Source organism: Paenibacillus sp. MER TA 81-3 (genome assembly GCF_023713585.1).
Lineage (GTDB): Bacteria > Bacillota > Bacilli > Paenibacillales > Paenibacillaceae > Paenibacillus_B > Paenibacillus_B profundus.
The window spans coordinates 33,309-53,399 of the sequence record NZ_JAMAWB010000037.1; the positions used below are offsets into that span (position 1 = coordinate 33,309).

Consider the following 20,091-nt stretch of genomic DNA (forward strand, 5'->3'; position numbering starts at 1 on the left):
ATGCTGTTACAATCTGACGCGCGGATCGGCAGCATGGTATAAGATGTCCGACAAAAGCGTGCCGATGACCGTCAAGACGGCGATAAACATGGTGAAACCCATCAGCAGCGGGTAATCCCTCACAGTGAAGGACTGCATATACAATTGGCCGATACCCGGCCAGTTAAATATTTTCTCGATGATGAGCGATCCGCCGAACAAGCCCGGCAGCTCGAAGCCGACGAGCGTGATGGCCGGCAGCATGGCATTTTTCAACGCATGCCGGTACAGCACGACTCGTTCCCGCATTCCTTTAGCACGGGCGGTACGAATATAATCCTGACGGATAACATCGAGCATGTTGCTGCGGAAATAGCGGGTCAGCGAACCGACACCGAGCAGCGTCATGACGATAACCGGCAGCATCATATGATCGACGACTTCGCGAACGAACTCCATGCCTGTGGCATTGCTCCCTGTCGTCAGCATCCCGCCCGGCGGCAGCCATTTCAGGTCGACAGCGAACATCTTGATCAGGAAGAGACCGATAAAGAACGACGGAATCGACATCGCGGCGAAGATGCCGATCATGACCAGCGTGTCGAACCATGAATATTGTTTATAGGCGGCTATGACTCCGATAATGACTGCCAACAGCCATGTGAAGAAGGTCGACGTTACCGCTAGCAAAAATGAATTCCAAATATATTCGTTAAACAAGGTCAATACGGGCTTCTGCTGCGCCAACGAATAACCGAAGTTGCCGTGGAAGGCATTGTTCATCCAATTGAAATAGCGTTCCATAACAGGCTTGCTCAAGCCGTATATTTCTCGCAGTTCGGCTTTGCGTTCTGCGGTCAGCTTCATGTTGTTCGAGACGAAGTCGCCCGGCATCAATGCATACAACATAAATATGAGCAAAGACGCCGCAAACAATATAAGAATCATGTACAGAAATCTTCGCAGCAAATATGTACTCATGATCGGCTCCTTTGGAAGTCATTCACCCCCGTCAGACGGGGGCATAAAGTTCGAGTTTGAACAACCTCTACAATCCTACTTCAGCGACCAGTCAGGCAGGCTGGTGGCGAGTCCACGGAACGGACTCACGATCAACCCTTCAATACGTCCGTTGTAGGCGTATACTGATTTTCGATAGCTGGTGAAAATGTAAGGCGCATCATCGTTGATGACTTGATATAGCTCTTTGTATATCTTTTTTCGCTCTTCGATATCGGTGGTCTCCAAGCCTTTGTCATACAGTTCCTTCACTTTCGGATTGTCGTAGCCCTTCACTTCTCCGTTGACAAAAGAAGATACGCCATCAGATGGATCTATCAGCATCGGTGTAGAGAAGGATACGAGATCAAAATCACGACTTTCGAACTTGGACGACAACGCGTTGAAATCCGCGAACTGCTCAGCTTCCAACTGAACGCCAATCGCCGCATAGTTCTCTTTTGCCACCGCAATAAAGATATCCGTCCCTTTGCTCTTCGAACCGATGAAATGAATCGTCAGCTTCTGTCCGTCCTTCTCCCGAATGCCGCCAGCCCCTTCTGTCCAACCGGCTTCATCCAGCAAGGCCTTTGCTTTTTCCGGATCGTAGTTGTATGGGTTAATCCCCTCTTCCGTATATGACCATGAGATCGGCGCTGTCGGAACGTTCGCGATTTGTGCGCCGCCTTGGTTCGCATCGACGTAAATGGTTTTACGGTCCAAGCCGTAAGTCAGCGCCTGACGCAGCTTTTTATCCTTGAGCGTTGCATGCTCCAGATTGAACTGCAAGTAGCCGTAAGAACTGCCTGTCGACGGAACGATGTTAAGGAAGCCGAGCTTCTTCAGCTTATCAATATTGTCTTGTGTCGCCGTAAAGCTGCCATAGTCTTGCTCCCCCGTCTCGATAAACTGCCATGTGTCGCCTTCTGTCGTTTTGTAAATAAAATGTTCTGTCTTCGGCTTGCCTTTGTAATAGTATTCATTAGCTATGAAGCGCACCTCTTGACCTGGAATGAACTTATCCAGCTTGTAAGGCCCATTGCCCACCGGAGTGGCATGCAGCTTTTTAATATAATCCAGACTGCCGAACGTATAATCTTTCCCGTAGTAAGCTTTCGACAGCACATTATCGCCAAGCGTCAGTAAAGCCTTCGCGTTGACCTTCTCAATAGTTACCGAGATCGTCTGCGGATCGATAATGGTAATGCCCTCAATGGACTTGGACTTGCCCTCCTTATAATCTTGGCCGCCCTTAATCCTGAGGACCGTCGGAACTTCAGAGTCTCCGTCGTACGCCTTGTCATGGAGAATCGTCCATGTGAATGCCACGTCCTCAGCCGTTAGCGGGGAACCGTCACTGAACTTCAAGTCTTTGCGCAAATGGAATGTATATGTAAGCCCGTCTTCGGAAATGTCCCAGCTCTCCGCAAGGTCTGGAATCGGAAGTCCCTTGTCATCCACCGTCACAAGTGAAGCGTACAGGACGGAAGACACGTTGCCGTCATAGCCGCTCTGGTGGAAATAAGGCGTAAACGCGCCGCTCGGATCCGTAAGCCCAACAATTATCGTATCTGTACGCTTCTTCGCTTGCTCCGGAAGCTTCGACATGTCGGAGGCTGCGACCGGACCCGCAAGCAGTTCCGCGGCATTCGCCTCTGTCGTCGTACCGCCCGAATCAGAGCTGCTTGCCGGCGCGGCCTGATTGCCGTTGTCGGAGGCAGGTGCGGAGCTGTCGTTAGAGCAGGCTGCAAGAAGCAGGCTGCTAGCCATCGTCAAAGATAATAACGTCATCAATATTTTCTTCATGGTGACCCTCCCGTTAATACGGATATTTTAATAATTTCTTATTATTCCTATAAACTCAGTAGGAATTATAATGACCCCTATTATAAGCCTCTAGTAAAATTATGTAAACCATAAATTTAAAAATACTTATGCCTCATTTTGACCTCTGTAATTTCAAGGAACATACTATCCACTCTACTTGGTTAAGCATGACAATTGTTTAGCTTTCGAGTGATTCTAGGGGTAATATATGTATCAGTTTCAAAAAGTAGAATTACAGCGTTGCACGGTACTGTGGCTAAGCTTCCGTTTTCATTGGCGAGGTGGATGTATACTATTTTTAAGGAGTGTCCGTGATGTGGATATATGCAGGACCAATAATTCTATCGCATCATATAAATCCGAGACTGATCGTGAATATATGATTATGCTTCAGTTGCATGCGGACGGGTGCGTTACAATAATAAGGAGCGTCTTCCCGCATTGAAGGTGAATGCGGGAAGTCGTTGACGCATCACCTGACTCATGATGCATGGTGGTGCGCCAATCCCTTGCGATCGTTGACCGCAAGGGACTCTTAGAAAGGGCGGTTATTTCGAAGAGGTATAACGGTCATACGCCGCTTGGTAGATCTCTAGATAACGCTTCACATTCATCTTATCCAGCTGCTGCACGTAGCTGTCCCATTGGTCGAAGCCGAGGGCGCCAGAGGCGAACTTGTCGCGCATCTCGTCAACGAACGTGTGGATGTCCGTCTGAATTGTCGTTAATTCATCCTGCTCTTCCGGCGTAAAGTTGAATGCCGGCCAGATGTCGTCCAATTTAATGGAATTAGGCGCCGCATCCTCGGCGTTCTTGACAGAAGACGGCAAGCCTTCCGCACCTTTGAAGAACTGTTGCTTGACGATGCCCGGATAGTATCCGCCAGGCCACACGAGGTATTGGCTTACAGCCTGATCCAGATTCAAGCCGTCCGGATTTTTCGCAATGCTGTCTAAATACTCATATTCCCCTTTGTCGGTCATTTTGTACGTGACACCCTCAAAACCCATGAAAAACATCTTCGCGCCTTCATCGCTATAAAAATGATCCATCCAACGGATGGCGGCTTCCGGATTTTTTGCCTTGTCTGTCAGTACGAACATGCCAATATTGCCGAGCGGCGAGCCGATATTAGTTGCCATCTTGTCTCCATACGGCCCCTCAAGGATCGGCATCCCCACATAACCTTCCTGATTGTAAATCGCCTTCGGATCGACACCGTCCAGGAAGCCGTACACACCCGCGGTCGCCTTGGAAGAGATGTCGGTATCCTTCATCGTGAATGTCTCTTTGTCGAACATGCCGTCACGGTACAGCTTGGCCACATACTCAAGCAATTCCTTGTACTGCTTCGTTGCCGGCACGAAGCGCAGCTTGCCAGTGTCTGGATCGAGATCAACGTTTGGATTCGCGACACCGTTCTTGTTCAGGCCGAACGAGCCTTTCAAGTAGTTGATCATAATCCATACGCCTTTGGAGCCCCACGGAATTTCATCATTTTTGCCATTTCCGTTCGGATCGCCTTCCTTGATGGCCTTCAACACGTTATACAGCTCATCCAGATTGGTCGGCGGCTTCAGGTTGAGCTTGTCGAGCCATTCCTGCTTCATCCACGGCGTACCATAGAAGAGCGATATGAATTCCGGATCAAATACCGTCGGCAGTCCATAAATGCTGCCATCTGGCATCGTAATGCCTTTTTTGACGATCGGATATTTCTCCATCATGGCCTTGAAATTGGGGGCATTCTGATCGATGAGATCGTTCAGCTTCAGGAATGTGCCCTGGCTGCCGTACTTAATCAGATCGCTCTTGGCGAAGGCCGAGGCGAAGAAGATTTCCGGGTAATCCCCGCCTGCCAGCTTAATGTTGCGCTTCTCCTTCAGGCTGTCAATCTGCACCGTTTCCCAGTCGATATGAACGTTCGTTATCTTCTCGTACTCTTCCCACAGCATGAGCTTGCTCCAATCGGCTGATGCATACAGCTTCGCGGCAAAGCCCGTCATCGTTATTTTCTCTTTGGCGATCGGCATGCCTGCTTGATTCAGGTTCGCAAGCCGCTCCTCGCTCTTCCCCGAATCCGTTCCTTCATTACCGCCGCCTCCACCGCACGCCGTTACGAACAGTGAGAGGCTAAGCACCATGCTCATTGTCATCGCAAACCATTTCATTACAAGTCCCCCTTACGTATTGAAATTTATCCTTTTAGAGCCCCAATCATGATGCCTTTCACAAAATAGCGCTGCAGGAACGGATACAGGATGAGCATTGGCAAGTTGGCCACGACCAGCACCGCATATTTTAATCCTTCGACGCTCATCTTCATCTTGATGGCCGATTCCGAAGTCAGCTTCACCATATCCCCGGAGTCGCTCTGGATAAGAATTTCCCGCAGGATGAGCTGCAGCGGAAACTTGTCTTTGCTTGTCAAATAAATTAAGGCGTTAAAGTAGGAATTCCAGTGCCCTACCGCATAGAACAACACCATGACGGCAATAATCGGCATCGATAACGGCAGCACGATACGAAGCAGCGTCTGCATGTGGCTGCATCCGTCAATCATGGCCGCCTCTTGAATTTCACCTGGTATCGACTGCTGGAAGAACGTCCGCATAATGATGATGTTCCATACAGCGACCGCATTAGGGATAACCATGACCCATAGTGAATCGAGCATATGCAAATTTTTAATTAAGAGATAAGTCGGGATCAGGCCGCCGCTGAAGAACATCGTGAATACGATCATGCCGGTGATGAGACCCCGGCCGAAAAAGTCTTTGCGCGCAAGCGGGTAAGCAGCGCATATCGTCATGACGAGATTGATGGCCGTGCCGACTGCCGTATACAAAATCGTGTTGCCGTAGCCGCTTAAAATATCTTTGTTCTGAAAAATCGTGTGATACGCATCAAAATTAATTTCCCGCGGGATGAGCCACATCTCTCCGCGCAGCACCGTCTCTGGATTGCTGATCGACGCGCTCATGACGAACAGGAGCGGATACAGCACAATGATCGTAATGAATGATAATAAGATGTAATTGACGACATCGAAGATGCGGTCACCAAATGAACGGTCTATCATGTCTGTCCCTCCTTTACCATAAGCTCGTCTCATTTACACGCCTCGCTATGAAGTTCACAACGACCAGAAGCGTGAAGTTGACAAGTGAGTTGAACAGGCCGATGGCTGCGGAGAAGCTGTACTGAGCGTCCAAAATACCAGCGCGGTACACGTACGTCGAAATGACGTCAGAGCTCTCCAAGTTAAGCGAGTTTTGCATCAGGAAAATTTTCTCGAAGCCGATCGCCATTACGCTGCCCAAATTGAGAATGAGCAGGATGACGATGGTCGGTGCAATGGTTGGAATGTTGATGTGCCAGATGCGCTGCAGCTTGCTCGCCCCATCAATTGTCGCCGCTTCGTGCATCTGGTGATCGACGCCGGACAACGCAGCCAGATATATAATCGAGCTCCAGCCCATCGTCTGCCAGACGTCCGACATAACGTACAGCGTCTTGAACCATTTGGGATCCGTCATGAAGCTGGCGGATTCGCCTCCGAGCGCCACGATGAGGTGATTGATAATGCCTGTGCTCGGATTAAGGAAAATGAAAAGCATGCCGACCACGACGACAACCGACAGGAAATGCGGCGCGTACGTAATCGTCTGCACGGTCTTCTTAAACCATTTCGTCTTCACCTCGTTCAGCATGAGCGCCAATATAATCGGCACCGGGAAGCTGACGAGAAGCGTGTACAGACTAATTGTAAGCGTGTTCAAAATTAAACGTTCGAAGAAATAACTGTTAAAAAAACGTTCGAAGTGCTTGAATCCAACCCATGGGCTCTCCCATATTCCTTTTGACGCGATAAAGTCTTTAAAGGCGATCTGAACGCCGTACATCGGCAAATAGTGAAACACGATGTAATAAATGACGACCGGTGCAATAAGTGCATACAGCTGCCAGTTACGCTTCATGGAACGCCATATCCAGTTCGCCTTGCTCTCCTGGACCGGTAGGCGATTCGCAGCCTGTTCCACCGCGCCTGCTCTGCTCACGCATTGATCCCCCCTTTTTATTTACAAGAAATCCTAATATTTGTTAAATCCCAGATCTTGTAAAAATGAGTGTCCGATGTTATTTTTTAGCTTTTAAAATTTCGAGAATTTATTGGTATGAAAGGGAGCGTCAAAACGCCCCCTCTGTTAGTTATTGTCCAATGCCTTGCAGCGTGGAGAAGTCAGGAGTCGGAGACACTTGAACAACACCGCCTCCGGAACGGATGGATTCTGTGGCCGCACAGCCGACAGCGACGCTCATGCGACCCGCCAGGGGAGTAGCGATCGGCTCTTTGCCATCGAGAATCATGTCGACAAAGTCTCGGCAGATGTTCGGATCTGCCCCGCCATGAGTTCCCTTCGCTTCCTTCACCTCGTAAACGCGGTTCGAAAGTTCACGCGATGAGTTCGAGCTGCGTGTCCATACATACACCTTGTTCTCCAATTCGTTGTTCTCCATGCGCCCTTCTGTGCCGATAAACGTATAATTCCGATGGTAGTCCGGCGTAAAATGGCACTGCAAGTAAGATGCCTTAATTCCGCCTTCTAACTCCATAATGACCATATTGTTGTCTTCCACGTTCACTTCCTCGCGGAATGCGCACTCAATCAAATGCCCCGGGCTTGCTTCCGTACACGTCTCCTTCTCATTGCAGGTCGGGCACGTTAAATCATTCGGCTTGTCACCGCCGTAAAAATCAAGCCCGCCGAACGCCGATACCTTCGTCGCGTAACGTCCGGTAATCCAATGGATGATATCAATGTCGTGGGAACCTTTCTGCAGCAGCAGTCCGGTCGAATTTTTAGAATTCGCGTGCCAGTCGTGGAAATAGAAGTAACCTCCCCAGCCAACGAAATGCCGTACCCATACCGCCTTAATTTCGCCGATGACTCCAGAATCGACAATTTCCTTCATCGTGCGGAACATGTTCATATAGCGCATGTTGAAGCCGACCATCAGCTTCTTGCCTGATTCCTGCCAAGCTTGCAAAATGTTGTCGCAGCCATCGACTGTAATGGCGAGCGGCTTCTCGCAGAACACGTGCTTGCCTGCCTTCAAGGCGGCCACCGCATGCTCCTCGTGACAGAAGTCTGGCGATGTAACCGCAATTGCGTCGATATCATCGCGTGCAATCAGTTCACGATAATCCGTCGTCACGAAGGCGTCTGGATTTACCTCCTGCTTGAACTCCTCCAGCTTCTCTGGATAAATGTCCGCTGCGCCGACGACGATCGAACGGCCATCCGGCTGGTGCCAATATTTGGCGATGCCGCCTCTTCCGCGAGCTCCAATCATTCCAATTCGAACTTGCTTCATGTTGCATTCCCCTTTCGGATTGTTTGTCAATGCAGTAAGTTAATGAACTAAAGCAACATAGTAAATAGGTTTGCTACTTTCCTCATCATATTGAAAGTCATCTGCCGCACTCTCTCTATATAAAACGCTTACATATTACGGTGAATATACACCGGCGGCACATGTTTACTGCTTGAATGCATTGGCGTAGATTTTGGTCTCAATTTGGCTAATTGACTGTGCATAGTGCAAATATATCATTTCAATTTGGGTATAATTATTGTGGAGTTTTGCATTGATATGGAATTTATTGTTGTGGGAAATCTCTATGGTGACGGCTTGTGGTCATTATATTACGATGTCAACTTTGGAGTCAATACGTTTTTGTTCACATTTTAGAAATTATTTTGCGCTTTATTTGGGCCCAAATAGATGGGTTCACCCTCCTGCTTTTCAGGTAGAATTGGGAGCTTAACTCTATCGAATGGCATACGTTTGGATTAGATTATTACTTCGCCGATCCATCGGCACGCTTCTCCATCGGGCTTCCGTTGAACTCAGTACGTTGTTATTTACCCCTTAGCTGCACTCTCCCTTTGCATCAGAAAAGATTGTTCCTCATCTACACTGAATTCAGAAAAAGTTGCTTGTCATCTAGACTGTACTCAGAAAGCGCTGCTCGTCCATCTCATCCTAACAAGGGAATAACGCCAAATATCGATGATCGTCTCATCGATCCGATATCATCTCCTAACCCGCTTCTATTTCCTGAGTTCAAGGGAGATTGGGCATATATATATATAAACAGCACGCCTTCCTATCAGCTCATTCGCTGCAGAAAAGCGTGCTGTGCCGCACTATAACTTGCATCTGTCGATTATATTCAGATCAATCCAAATTCTTTGCCCACCTTCGTCAATGCTTCCAGTGCGAAGGCCAGGTCTTGATCGGTGTGCTGCGCCGTAATGATAAGGCGCACGCGCCCCTTATCCATAGCTACGGTCGGATAGACGATGCCTTGAGCGCAGATGCCTTCCTCCAACAGACGGCGGGAGAAATCCAGTGCGCGCGCCGGCTCGCCGACGATGATCGGAATGATCGGCGTTTCGCTGCCCCCGGTGTCGAAGCCCGCGGCTTGCAAGGAAGCGCGGAACGAATTCGCATTCTTCCACAGCCGTTCCGTCAGCTCCGGCTCGTTCCGCAGCACCTCAATCGCAGCTAGGCAAGTAGCGGCAACCGATGGCGGGAGCGCAGTGCTGAACAGGAAGGAACGTGCCGTGTGCGTCAAGTAATCCTTCAGCACCTGCGAGGTTGCGACATACCCGCCCACGGCGCCGATCGCCTTCGACAACGTGCCGACTTGAATATGCACGCGGCCATGCAGGCCGAAATGGTCCGTGGAGCCTTTGCCATGCTTGCCAAGCACGCCGCTGGCATGCGCATCGTCTACGTAGACAAGCGCGTCATAGCGTTCGGCCAGCTCGACGATCTGCGGCAGCGGCGCAATGTCGCCGTCCATGCTGAAGACGCCGTCCGTCACGACGAGGCGTTGACGGAATCCTCCGCATTCCTTCAGCACCGCTTCCAATTGATTCAAGTCCTTATGCCCATAAATACGCTTGTTCGTCTTCGTCAGACGAATGCCGTCGATAATGCTGGCATGGTTCAGCTCATCGCTGATGACCACATCGTCCGGTCCAAGAATGGACGACAGCACTCCTTGGTTCGTCGTGAAGCCAGATTGGAATACGAGCGTCGCTTCCGTGCCTTTGAACTCAGCCAAGCGGCGCTCCAACATATCATGAATGTCCAGCGTTCCGGTAATCGTACGCACCGATCCTGCGCCGACACCATAGGTCTCGGTCGCTTCGATAGCAGCTTTTTTCAGACTTGGATGCTGTGTAAGCCCTAAATAATTGTTCGAAGACATTTGCAGCACCCGCCGGCCGTCATTCAGCGTCATCCACGAATCCGAGCCGCCTTCCCATACCGTAAGCGGACGATAACGCCCCGCTTGCTTCAACTCGTTCAGCTGCTGTTCGATATGTTGAAACCCTGCCATGCTTCAGCACCTCCGTTATGTTTCTTCGTTATTTGTTATTTATCATGCCAGAATACAATCTTGCCGCAGTTCCCGGAAGCCATCAATTCAAACGCTTCTTCATATTGATTCAGCGTGAAATGATGCGTCACGAGCGGGGCCAGATCCAATCTGCCCCAACCCAAGAGCCCTTTAATCTGGTACCACGTATCGAACATGCGCCGCCCTGTAATGCCCTCAATATGCAGTCCTTTGAAAATAATGTCCTGTGCCAAATCGAGCGGCACCTCTTGGGTCGGGATACCGAGCAGCGATACGCGTCCTGCCATTGCAGCCGCTTTCAAAGCGTCGCGAATCGCATCCGGATGGCCAGACATTTCGAGCACGACCTCGACGCCTTCCCCATTCGTCGCTTCCATCAGCGCCTGTGCCATCGGCACCTCGCGGCTATTAATGACGACATCCGCTCCCATCGATTTGGCCATCGCCAAGCGATACGGATTAATGTCCACGGCATAGACAGATCCGCTGCCGCACGCTTTCGCCACGGCAATCGCCATCAGCCCGATCGGTCCAACCCCGATGACCGCTACGCTCTTTCCAACCACGTCTCCCGACAACGCCGCTTGCACAGCATTGCCGAGCGGATCCTGCAGACACGCGATGTCGAACGGCAGCATCGGATCATTCTGAATGATATTGCTCGCCCGGACGACTGCATACTCGGCGAAGCAGCCCGGAATCGTAATCCCGAAGCTCTTCGTATTCCGGCACACGTGCGCATTTCCAGTGCGGCAAGCTTTGCACACCCCGCATACGACATGGCCTTCCCCAGATACATAATCGCCTACCTTGACATTCGTTACCTCATCGCCAATCGCCTCGACGACACCTGCAAATTCATGCCCGAATACATTAGGAGTAACGACCGTGCGCGCTGCCCAATCGTCCCACTTATAAATATGCACGTCCGTGCCGCAAATGGAAGAGGCTTTGACGCGCACCAGCACTTCATGGGGACCGCAAGTTGGAACAGGCACTTCCTTGAGCACGGCGCCGGGTTTACGTTCTTCTTTCACCAAACCGATCATCGTTCTTGTCATAAACCGATTGCCCCTCCTTCGATTTTTTTTTACAATAGAAAGAAAAACTACTTTTAAACACCCATCTGTATAACATATTATACGTTTGTGCGTTATATTGTACATGGTGTTTTGTATTCTATTGGAAACCCACTGTACGAATCGTTGGAGAGGAGATCGGCAATGCACGAACCGATACACAAAAAAATCGGAAAAAACCTTCAGGATATACGCAAATCGCGGAATTTAAGCTTGGATCAAGTGTCTGAAATGAGCGGTGTCAGCAAGGGCATGCTCGGGCAAATCGAGCGCGGAGAGTCTAATCCTACTATCTCTGTATTATGGAAAATTGTGAACGGCTTGCGCATTTCCTTCGCTACGCTGATGGAGGAATCGACACCGAACGTCACGGTTGTCCATATGGAAGATACCTCGCCGCTGGTGGAGGAAGAAGGATCGTACCGCGCATACCCCATTTTTCCTTTTGAACAGGACAAGGGATTCGAAGTATACAGCGTCGTCATCGAGCCAGGCTGCTCCTATACGTCCGAGCCGCACTACGACGGAGTGGATGAATTCATCATGGGCATGGAAGGGGAACTGCACGTTGTTATCGGCGGCAAGACCTATGTGCTCCATCCCAGCATGGCAATGCGCTTCACGGCGAATCAAAGCCACACCTATACAAATGTAACAGACAAGCCGATCCGTTTCATTACGCTAATCCATTATCCGGCTGCAAATAAATAAGCCGGAGGGGCGATATCGTCCTCCGGAATGACAACACACCTTGACGGATAAAAATTCCGCTCAAGGTGTGTTTAATGGGTCAAGATAGTTACTGGAGCTTCATCGTCGACTCCCGATTCATGAGGCGAAACGGCAGCAGCATCCGGAACGGAAACGGATACGGATTGTGCATGCTGTCCAGCAGCGTCTTGGCGGCGGCATAGCCCATCTCAAATTTTGGGATATGAATCGAAGATAACGGAGGCGAGCTGTATCTGGAAAATTCGATATCATCGATCCCGATGAACGCCATGTCATCCGGAATGTGCAGCCCTTGCTCGATGACAGCCCGCATCGCCGCAATGGCCATCATGTCGCTGGCACAGAACATCGCCGTTGGACGGTGCTTCTGCTGAAGCAGAAGCTGCATTTCCTTATAGCTGCGATCGGCATCCCACGCGGCATCAATCGTCCATTCCGGTCGAACTTCGACCCCCGCCTCCTCACAAGCAAGCTTGTATCCGCGGTATCGCTTCTCCCGTTCCATCTGCCCGAACAGACCTGCCCCTCCGATAAATCCGATGTGGCGGTGTCCGTGATTGAGCAGATGCTGCACGGCTGTTCGCGCGGCATTCATGCGATCGTAGGAGATGACCGGAATATCCGGATCCGCCACATCGATGCCAACCATAAATGGAACCCGCTCCTTCAACCAGCGGTAGGTCGCTTTATCCATGCCTTCCACACAGATGATGCCGCTTGGAGGCCTGTCTTGCAGCAGCGCATGCCGCACAGCCTCGCTCTTTAATTCAGCCTGTGTATGAATGAAAGAGAGCGTAATGCCCTCTTCCAGCAGCTTCGCTTCAATCCCCTGCAGAATCGGGGAATAGTAGGGATGATTATACTTGTTGTCCGGCAGGGATAAAATGCAGCCGATTGTTTTGGCAGAAGATTGGGACTGAGCTCGCTGCCCCGTTGTTGCCGAACGTCTGGGTGCGAGGTTCGTGCGGTAATTGAGCTGCTTGGCCGCCTGCCAAATTTTGTGCTTCGTCTCTTCACTAATGCGCCGGCTGTTATCGTGATTCAAGACGCGAGACACGGTTGAAATGGATACTCCGACTTGTTCTGCAATATCCTTCATGGTGGCCATACTCCGCTTCCCTCCCGATTACAAATTCGTTAGGCTTTTGCAATGATTTTGTATGGTAAATTATACTGGCTGGATGGACGAATGAAAAGAGCTGGAGCATGGTGCGCATCGATACAGACGTTCGCCCGAATGCATCAACGTTTAGGCGAGAAGCCTATTCCCTCGTTCCTTGATTTGCATTTACTGTATACAGAATGACTTCTCGGTCCTTACAGTCCTTCCCCATTCGGACGAACCGCTATATAATATCAATTCGCTTAAACTAAAGATTCATGTTCAATAGAAATGAAATGATGGGAGCAAGGGGGCAGGGATGAACCATGCATCACTTTCTTATTATTAACGCGGATGATTTCGGATTATCACGCAGCGTAAATGAGGGAATTGCAGCAGCACACCACGCCGGAACCGTAACCAGCACTTCACTCATGGTCAACATGCCTGGCTTCTATGATGCGGTTTCGTTAGCGAAGGCCATCCCTTCGCTCGGAGTCGGTTTGCATTTTAACTTAACTTATGGAAGCCCCATATCCGAACCGGCACAAGTCCATTCTCTTATTCGTCATGACCGAACATTTAACGGTACGCATGCGGATTGGATAGAACAAGACGTCGAACGAGAGCTGTACGCTCAATATCGTCTCATGATATCCAATGGGCTAGCGCCGACACATGTCGATTCGCATTGTCATATTCATTTTGACAGTCCTGTCGTATATCGGGTCTTGAAGCGATTCGCCCAGCTTCTGCGTCTGCCATTGCGAGTGCATCCGGATCGTCCGGACATCGAGCTTCCTTACGCCGCCGACCATCTCATTATGCATACGTATGATCGGGACACTAGCGTTCAACATCTCATCTCTCTTCTGGATCAACTGCCATGCGGTGTGTCGGAACTACTATGCCATCCCGGTTATATTGATGCGGACGTACGGCGATATTCCCAATGGATCGAGCCGCGTGAAGCGGAACTGCGCGTATTTACAGACGCTTCCATCATGTCCGTTCTCCAGAACAGGCCACACATCCGGCTTATCCATTATGGACAATTGGCTGAAGCAAGAAACATACTCGTGGAGATGACAGATGCCGCGTTGTCAACACCAAATCAGATTTTGATACCCGCTCATGAACCGCGAACCGCAAGAACCCGCCAGAGTGCTTCTCGCCTGAGAAAGCGGAGAGGCAAAAAGAGCAGGGCCACACGACATAACTCCAGTACATCCGTAAATCAAAAAAAACGCAATCGAAAGCAAGGCCGAAATCGAACGAGCAGACCGCACCGGTAACAACAGGTTGCGGTCTGCATCAGCGGCAGGAGGCTTTTATGATACTGCAGTTATATGGCATCCGTCAGCGTACATGAACTATCGCTGCATATGGCTGCTATATTACGTTATATTACGTGCATTGGCGAAGCACGAAGGCGCACCCATCTAAAAAGCGCTGCCTCACCGCCCGCTCTCCCTGTGGGCCGGCAAAGATCAGAGCATTGCAATCCGCAATGAATTGCTCGAGTGGCGAACCGCTCAACGGCTCGGACAAGCTCATTGAATTGCGCTTCATAGTCAAGTATTCGCTCCATGTCATGCCGCAAGGGCGCTCGCCATACTTGCGTTCGATAAGCTGCCAAGCAATGCGTCCCATTTCTTGCACACGTTCGTTCTGGAATCGGCGCTCTTGCTCCCGAACGAGCCGGCGCAGACGCCACTGCGGAGCCATCTTGCGCCACCGCTTAACGCTTAGGAACAACAGCAAGGCAATCATCCACACACTAAGGATGATCAATATCGGCATCCGTGTTATGAGATGGCGAAGGAGAGCCGCAAATGCGGACAAGCCCTCTTCTCCAGAGGTCAGCCGCTTCCATACCGAGCTAAGCTGTGTCAGTGTCTCCCATTCCGAGACGAAATGCTTCCTTATCTCCTCCACCCCATTCCGCCAAGCTTGAACGGCGACGGAGCCGGCATGCTGCACCCGCTCCCAGCCGGTGAGCGGCGCTTGCGGCTGCAGTGATTGCTCGAGCAATTCTTTGACATCCGCTGGCGTATCATAGGTTAATACCATCGCATGTGAGTCAGTTCCACCAGCCTCCGCCTCTATCCGATCTTGGGCGACAGAATGCATAACGACATCCGCCACCCCCGTATCAGACCCGCCTGTCAGACTGATAGCTGGGGTCGCTTCGAACGGAACCCAGCCGACAGCAGGAAAATACACTTCCACCCATGCATGCGCATCCGAAGCGCGCACGGCATAATGGCCGGGTGATTGCGCTTCGCCTGGGGAGAATCCTTTAACCCACCGTGCAGGAATTCCTTGCGTGCGCAGCAGAATGGTCATTGCTGTCGAGAAGTGATTACAGTACCCTTGGCGGGCATCGAACAAAAAGTAGTCGACAAAGTCCCTTCCCTCTGGCGGAACGGAAGTCTCTGTCTTCGTGTACGTATATTCCCGCAGCAAAAATTGTTGAATGCGCTGCACCTTGTCGTACTGCGTGTCTGCCCCGGCGGTCAACCGGGCACCGAGCTCGCGCACACGCCCCGGTAAAGAGGCGGGAAGCTGCAAGCCAAGACGCCGGACCTCTTCTGGCAGTTGGGTCTCTCGCGGCGCGGGACTCTCTGCAACTGTCCGCAGCATCTCTTCGTCCAAGCGGAACACGCGCGTTTCATATTGATACGTTACGGATGAAGCTTGCCCAGACGTTGCCGCTTCATATCGTTCGCCGATAGGATGGTAGCGCAGTACCGGCAAGCTCTGCGCCAGGTCAGGGTCAGCCCCATTGCGTGACCACGAAATAAGCCTCTCCACTTTGCCGCCGAACAGAAGCGGAAGCTCCGGCATGAACCGGGACTCCGTTATCGTCTGCGTGATCGGGTCCGACCATCCTTTGAGCGTGGCGGTCGAATCGTCCCGCAGCGCTCCCGACGCATCCAATGTCTGTGCCTGCTCCGGCTTCGACGTCCACCCTTGTCCGGTATAGACTGTCTTGCTCTCCCCGCGCCAATACGTCGGCTCCGGCGAAGCAGCTGTGAACAGCAGGCGCGAATCATCCTGAATCGGACCGCCTAGCTGCGTATCGTCTTGACTATATCCCGTAAGACCTGTCTGTGGATTCACCCCCTTATTGACGGCATAGGCTGCTGTCTGTCCCGGAGGGTTGAAGCTTGAACTGTAGGAGGCGGTCAACGACTTCGTCCATTCCTGCAGCGAAGGCAAGGATCGCGGATTTGCCCACTCATGCGCGTTCAACAGGCCGACCCCTATGCCGACTACCGCCGCTGTTGCGATTAGGGAGGACAGCAGCCAGCGGAACGAGCGGCTGCTTTGGCCGCGTTCCGTCTCCAACGCCAGGTGATCGTCCAGGTGGAGCCACGCCGACAGCAGCAAGCTCCAGCCCACCGTGCGGATAATCGACATCGTCGCATCCATGCCGAATCCCCATTGAAATCCGAATAAATAACAGAGAGTAGCGATAGAAAAAAACAGCACCGTCCGCCTGCTCAGCATCAGCGATTGAATGGAAGCCGTCAGCATCGCCCAGCCGATTAGCAGCAGCAGCGTGCGTGTCTCCCCGCTCGTGCTGAGCCACTTCCCATCCAGCCAGCGGCTCACATCCGATGAGAGGGCCGACGCCATGAGCGATAACCCTTCCGACATGATGCCCGAAAAGAAAGAGAGCACCCCGCTGACGGAATCTGCTTCATAGTTATGCCGGACGGAGCCGAACATCCATGCAGTTACGCCGATGGCTGCTGCTCCCCGCAGGATAAGGGAACAGGCTGTGTTGCGGATAACGAGGCCTATCCCTAAATAAATAGCTATCGCCCATAAAAAAGGCCGAATGTCATCTAAATCAATCTGTCGGCCGAATTGATGCAGCGGATAAAACCATTCGGCGAACAATGCATACAGCAGCGCGGAAAACACGGCGTGCTTCCACAAGGTCAATCCATTTCGCCCTGACTCCCGTTGCGCCTCGGCAGGCCGTCCCGCTTGATGCTCGTTACCCTTCAAATGTTGCCGGATGCTCGGCGTGCGCATCATTCTCACCTCTTTTTCGCCCGGCGCGTCCAGGTCCGGTAAATGCGAACTTAGCGCGATAGGGCCGTTCGTTGAAATTAGCAGCTGAATTGGCTTGGGCCGATTGGAACGCTTGAACAGCTTCAAGGTGTTGCTCAGCAACAAGCCACCGCTCAATATCCTTGGCGCCAGCGTATGCCAGCACCCGCTTGACAGCGGCCCCATCCCGGCTCAAGCTTACGACCGTCAGTTTCCCGCTTGTCGTGCTGTCCGGCTGCGACGGTCCCTGATCCAGCTTCCAAGGAAGCTCGACGCGCTCGCCTAGGCGTTCCGCCGCAAGAGCAATGACCGCATTCCAGGTCCCTTCAATCGCAGTGCCGTCGCTAAGCCATATGAGCCGGACGGAGATGTCATTCTCCGTCGCCTCCCGTACGGCCATCGCTGCTGCGGACAGCACGGCTTCCATCTCTGCTGCATGCCGGCTTATGGCGCCAGAGCCGTCCCGGTTTGTATGCCTCGGAGCAGACTTGTCACTGTCACTTGAAGCAGTCCGCCAGTCAGTGTCATCGACAACGAGATCGAGGCAAGCGGCCGCCGTTCCCGACTCTAGCGGCCGGACGGCAAGAACACGGCGCTTGGCATAGGTACGCCAGTCGATGGCTCGCTGCGGAGCACCTGTACGGTAAGGCTGCAGCTCCACTCCAGGCATTCCGGATGCGCTGTGCCGCATTACTCGGCTCGCATCGCCATCGACTTCACTGCTATCATTCGCGTCCGGCTCCATATCCCATGGCGCTGCTCCAGCTTGCACAGTTCTGTCGAAGGGCTCGCTTACAACGGCAAGTGGCGGGATGACGCGTATCGGCGCGTCCGCTTCTTCTGCAGCGAGCGACACTGTTCGTCCGAACCAGCCGAACCAATCCCCGATCGTCAGCTCCGTCCGAGCCAGCTGGTAGACGCCGCGCGGCGCTCCCTCGAAGGAACTCATATAGGTGATCGCGCGCCGGCCGCGGGGAAACAACAGCCTGCGGCAGATCCAAGCTCCTCCATCTCCGCCTGTGCGCGTCCATACATCCGTCGCCATAAGCCAGAGCGCAGGCAGACGCCGCCTTGAGGCAAGCGTAACCTTGAAGCGCATCGCCTCCAGCCCTGAGCTCCATTCGCCAGAAGGCTTATGAACAACCTGTACGGAGCGCAGCTTGGTCCCTGTCCGGTAGAGCCATAGCCCGTGCATCAGCATAAAGGCGAGCAGAATGGCAAGGAAGCATTCAGCCGCGCTCTCGCGATACAGGCCGAGAAAGGCGAGCAGCCCGCAGCCAAGCGCAGTGAACGCATAACGCAGCGACAGCTTCATCGGAACAACCCTCCGAACCAGATGCGGCTGCCTGCCGAACGAGCGGGAGCCCCTGACACCGGCCGCGTTCGAGGACTGACGTACCGGGATGCCGCTCGCCCGCGCTCCTCTGGCTGCCGCATCGGCTTGGCAGGTCTGCCTGCACCTTTCGCGCCGGTCGGAAATCCAGGGACTGCCGTGTGCAGCAGCACCTCGGCCAGCACCTCTTCCTCCGTTGCGCCCGCTAGCGAGGCTTCGCGCTGCAGCAGCAGCCGATGCGCCAACACCGGCAGCGCGACCGCCTGCACGTCTTCGGGAACGGCATAAGTACGCCCCTCCACCCAAGCATGCGCTTGGGCTACCCGCATCAATGCCAACGTTCCCCTTGGGCTCACGCCCAGCTTGACTGCCGGATGGCAGCGCGTCCCATCAGCCAAGTCCGCCATGTAGCGGCACAGGACGACGTCGAGGTGAACCTGACGCACGCGCTCGATTAGAAGCTGCCACTCCTCCGGCGACCAGAGCGGCTTCAGACGGCGCAGCGGCGTTCCCTCCTGCTGCCGCAGCAGCATGTCTGCCTCCTGATCCGCCTGCGGATAGCCAAGCGACAGCCGCATCGCAAAGCGGTCCATCTCCGCCTCCGGCATCCGGTACGTGCCTTCGAAGGCGATCGGGTTTTGCGTCGCCACTACCAGGAACGGCTGCGGCAAAGCGCGCGTCACCCCGTCCACCGTGACCGTCCCCTCCTCCATCGCCTCCAGCAACGCGGACTGCGTGCGTGCCGGAGCCCGGTTCAGCTCGTCCGCCAGCACGACGTTCGCGTGCAACGCGCCTTCGCTGTACCGCAAGCTGCCGGAGGACGGCTCCCACATCATGCTGCCGGTAATATCGGCAGGCATCATGTCAGGCGTCATCTGTATGCGCCGGAAGCTGCCGGAGGACGGCTCCCACATCATGCTGCCGGTAATATCGGCAGGCATCATGTCAGGCGTCATCTGTATGCGCCGGAAGCTGCCGCCCGCCACTTGCGCCAGGGTGCGCGCCAGCAGCGTCTTGCCGACGCCCGGCACATCCTCGAGCAGAATGTGCCCGCCCGACAACATCGCCAGACCGGCCAGGCGGATCACCTCCCGCTTCCCGACGACTACCTGCTCCAATCGTTCCATGAAAGAGGTCCAGCCTCGTTCCGCAAACGCGGCAAGCCATACATCATAATCCCGGGCAACAGGACCATCCTTGCTAGATTTCATATCATTGGACACGTGATTCCCTCCCTTGCAAACTTATCCATATTCATAGATTGTGAAATGACAACAACAAAAAGCCCGGAACGATTCCCGCGCATCTACGCACGTACTGTGAACCGTCCCGGGCCGTTCTAGCATTAGTCTCGCCCAAATTAATAGTTTATAAACCTGCTAGAGGATGTTTAAAATGGACTCATTTGATAACGATGCTGCACTGACAGTATCTCGGCTTCGAAACTCGGACTCATGTGGAAACTCCGGTACTCACGTAGGTTTCCCCTACGCTCCGTTCCTCCTTTCTCACTTTCATCCCATTTTCTCGG

Annotated in this window: 14 protein-coding genes; 2 read left to right on the plus strand and 12 right to left on the minus strand. The window is 52.7% G+C overall.

The genetic code is table 11. From position 1 onward, the window contains the following. Window positions 1–6 precede the first annotated feature (6 nt). The 8 genes from M3650_RS30480 to tdh form a co-directional block, all read right to left on the minus strand. Window positions 7–960: an ABC transporter permease gene (locus M3650_RS30480; RefSeq protein WP_019420247.1), complete on the minus strand. Its 954-nt coding sequence runs from the start codon at window positions 958–960 to the stop codon at window positions 7–9. Window positions 961–1,035: 75 nt separating this feature from the next. Then, window positions 1,036–2,784, minus strand: a complete 1,749-nt coding sequence (locus tag M3650_RS30485) for an ABC transporter substrate-binding protein (protein WP_251580061.1) — start codon at window positions 2,782–2,784, stop codon at window positions 1,036–1,038. A 569-nt stretch (window positions 2,785–3,353) separates the two neighbouring features. Beyond that, window positions 3,354–4,976: a type 2 periplasmic-binding domain-containing protein gene (locus M3650_RS30490; RefSeq protein WP_251580062.1), complete on the minus strand. Its 1,623-nt coding sequence runs from the start codon at window positions 4,974–4,976 to the stop codon at window positions 3,354–3,356. Window positions 4,977–5,002: 26 nt separating this feature from the next. Further along, complete coding sequence (locus M3650_RS30495) at window positions 5,003–5,887, minus strand: carbohydrate ABC transporter permease (RefSeq protein WP_019420250.1); 885 nt, start codon at window positions 5,885–5,887, stop codon at window positions 5,003–5,005. Between the two features lie 13 nt (window positions 5,888–5,900). Next, window positions 5,901–6,785, minus strand: a complete 885-nt coding sequence (locus tag M3650_RS30500; RefSeq protein ID WP_285848777.1) for an ABC transporter permease subunit — start codon at window positions 6,783–6,785, stop codon at window positions 5,901–5,903. 232 nt (window positions 6,786–7,017) lie between these two features. Next, window positions 7,018–8,184 (minus strand): Gfo/Idh/MocA family protein, encoded by a 1,167-nt coding sequence (locus tag M3650_RS30505; RefSeq protein ID WP_251580063.1) that lies wholly within the window; start codon window positions 8,182–8,184, stop codon window positions 7,018–7,020. 862 nt (window positions 8,185–9,046) lie between these two features. Continuing rightward, entirely contained in the window at window positions 9,047–10,225 is a 1,179-nt protein-coding gene (locus M3650_RS30510) for a glycine C-acetyltransferase (RefSeq protein ID WP_251580064.1), read from the minus strand. Window positions 10,226–10,260: 35 nt separating this feature from the next. Further along, window positions 10,261–11,307 carry an L-threonine 3-dehydrogenase gene (gene tdh, locus M3650_RS30515; RefSeq protein ID WP_251580065.1) on the minus strand — a complete coding sequence of 349 codons (1,047 nt, stop codon included), beginning with the start codon at window positions 11,305–11,307 and terminating at the stop codon, window positions 10,261–10,263. Window positions 11,308–11,469: 162 nt separating this feature from the next. On the opposite strand from tdh, the gene M3650_RS30520 reads away from it, so the two are divergent. After that, the gene (locus M3650_RS30520; RefSeq protein WP_019420255.1) at window positions 11,470–12,036 is read left to right on the plus strand and encodes a helix-turn-helix domain-containing protein; all 567 of its coding nucleotides are present in this window, start codon (window positions 11,470–11,472) and stop codon (window positions 12,034–12,036) included. 88 nt (window positions 12,037–12,124) lie between these two features. On the opposite strand, the gene M3650_RS30525 is transcribed toward M3650_RS30520, so the two are convergent. Beyond that, the gene (locus M3650_RS30525) at window positions 12,125–13,165 is read right to left on the minus strand and encodes a LacI family DNA-binding transcriptional regulator (RefSeq protein ID WP_019420256.1); all 1,041 of its coding nucleotides are present in this window, start codon (window positions 13,163–13,165) and stop codon (window positions 12,125–12,127) included. 320 nt (window positions 13,166–13,485) lie between these two features. Between M3650_RS30525 and M3650_RS30530 the strand changes: the two genes are divergently transcribed. Beyond that, on the plus strand, window positions 13,486–14,454 hold the full coding sequence (locus M3650_RS30530; RefSeq protein ID WP_251580066.1) for a carbohydrate deacetylase: 969 nt from the start codon (window positions 13,486–13,488) through the stop codon (window positions 14,452–14,454). A gap of 112 nt (window positions 14,455–14,566) precedes the next feature. On the opposite strand, the gene M3650_RS30535 is transcribed toward M3650_RS30530, so the two are convergent. The 3 genes from M3650_RS30535 to M3650_RS30545 are packed head-to-tail and all read right to left on the minus strand — an operon-like array spanning window position 14,567 to window position 19,783. Next, window positions 14,567–17,212: a transglutaminase TgpA family protein gene (locus M3650_RS30535; protein WP_251580072.1), complete on the minus strand. Its 2,646-nt coding sequence runs from the start codon at window positions 17,210–17,212 to the stop codon at window positions 14,567–14,569. Beyond that, window positions 17,172–18,542 (minus strand): DUF58 domain-containing protein, encoded by a 1,371-nt coding sequence (locus M3650_RS30540; RefSeq protein ID WP_251580067.1) that lies wholly within the window; start codon window positions 18,540–18,542, stop codon window positions 17,172–17,174. The genes M3650_RS30535 and M3650_RS30540 overlap by 41 nt, the downstream gene beginning before the upstream one ends. Beyond that, window positions 18,539–19,783, minus strand: coding sequence for an AAA family ATPase (locus tag M3650_RS30545; RefSeq protein ID WP_251580068.1), 1,245 nt, complete (start codon window positions 19,781–19,783; stop codon window positions 18,539–18,541). The genes M3650_RS30540 and M3650_RS30545 overlap by 4 nt, the downstream gene beginning before the upstream one ends. Window positions 19,784–20,091: the final 308 nt, after the last annotated feature.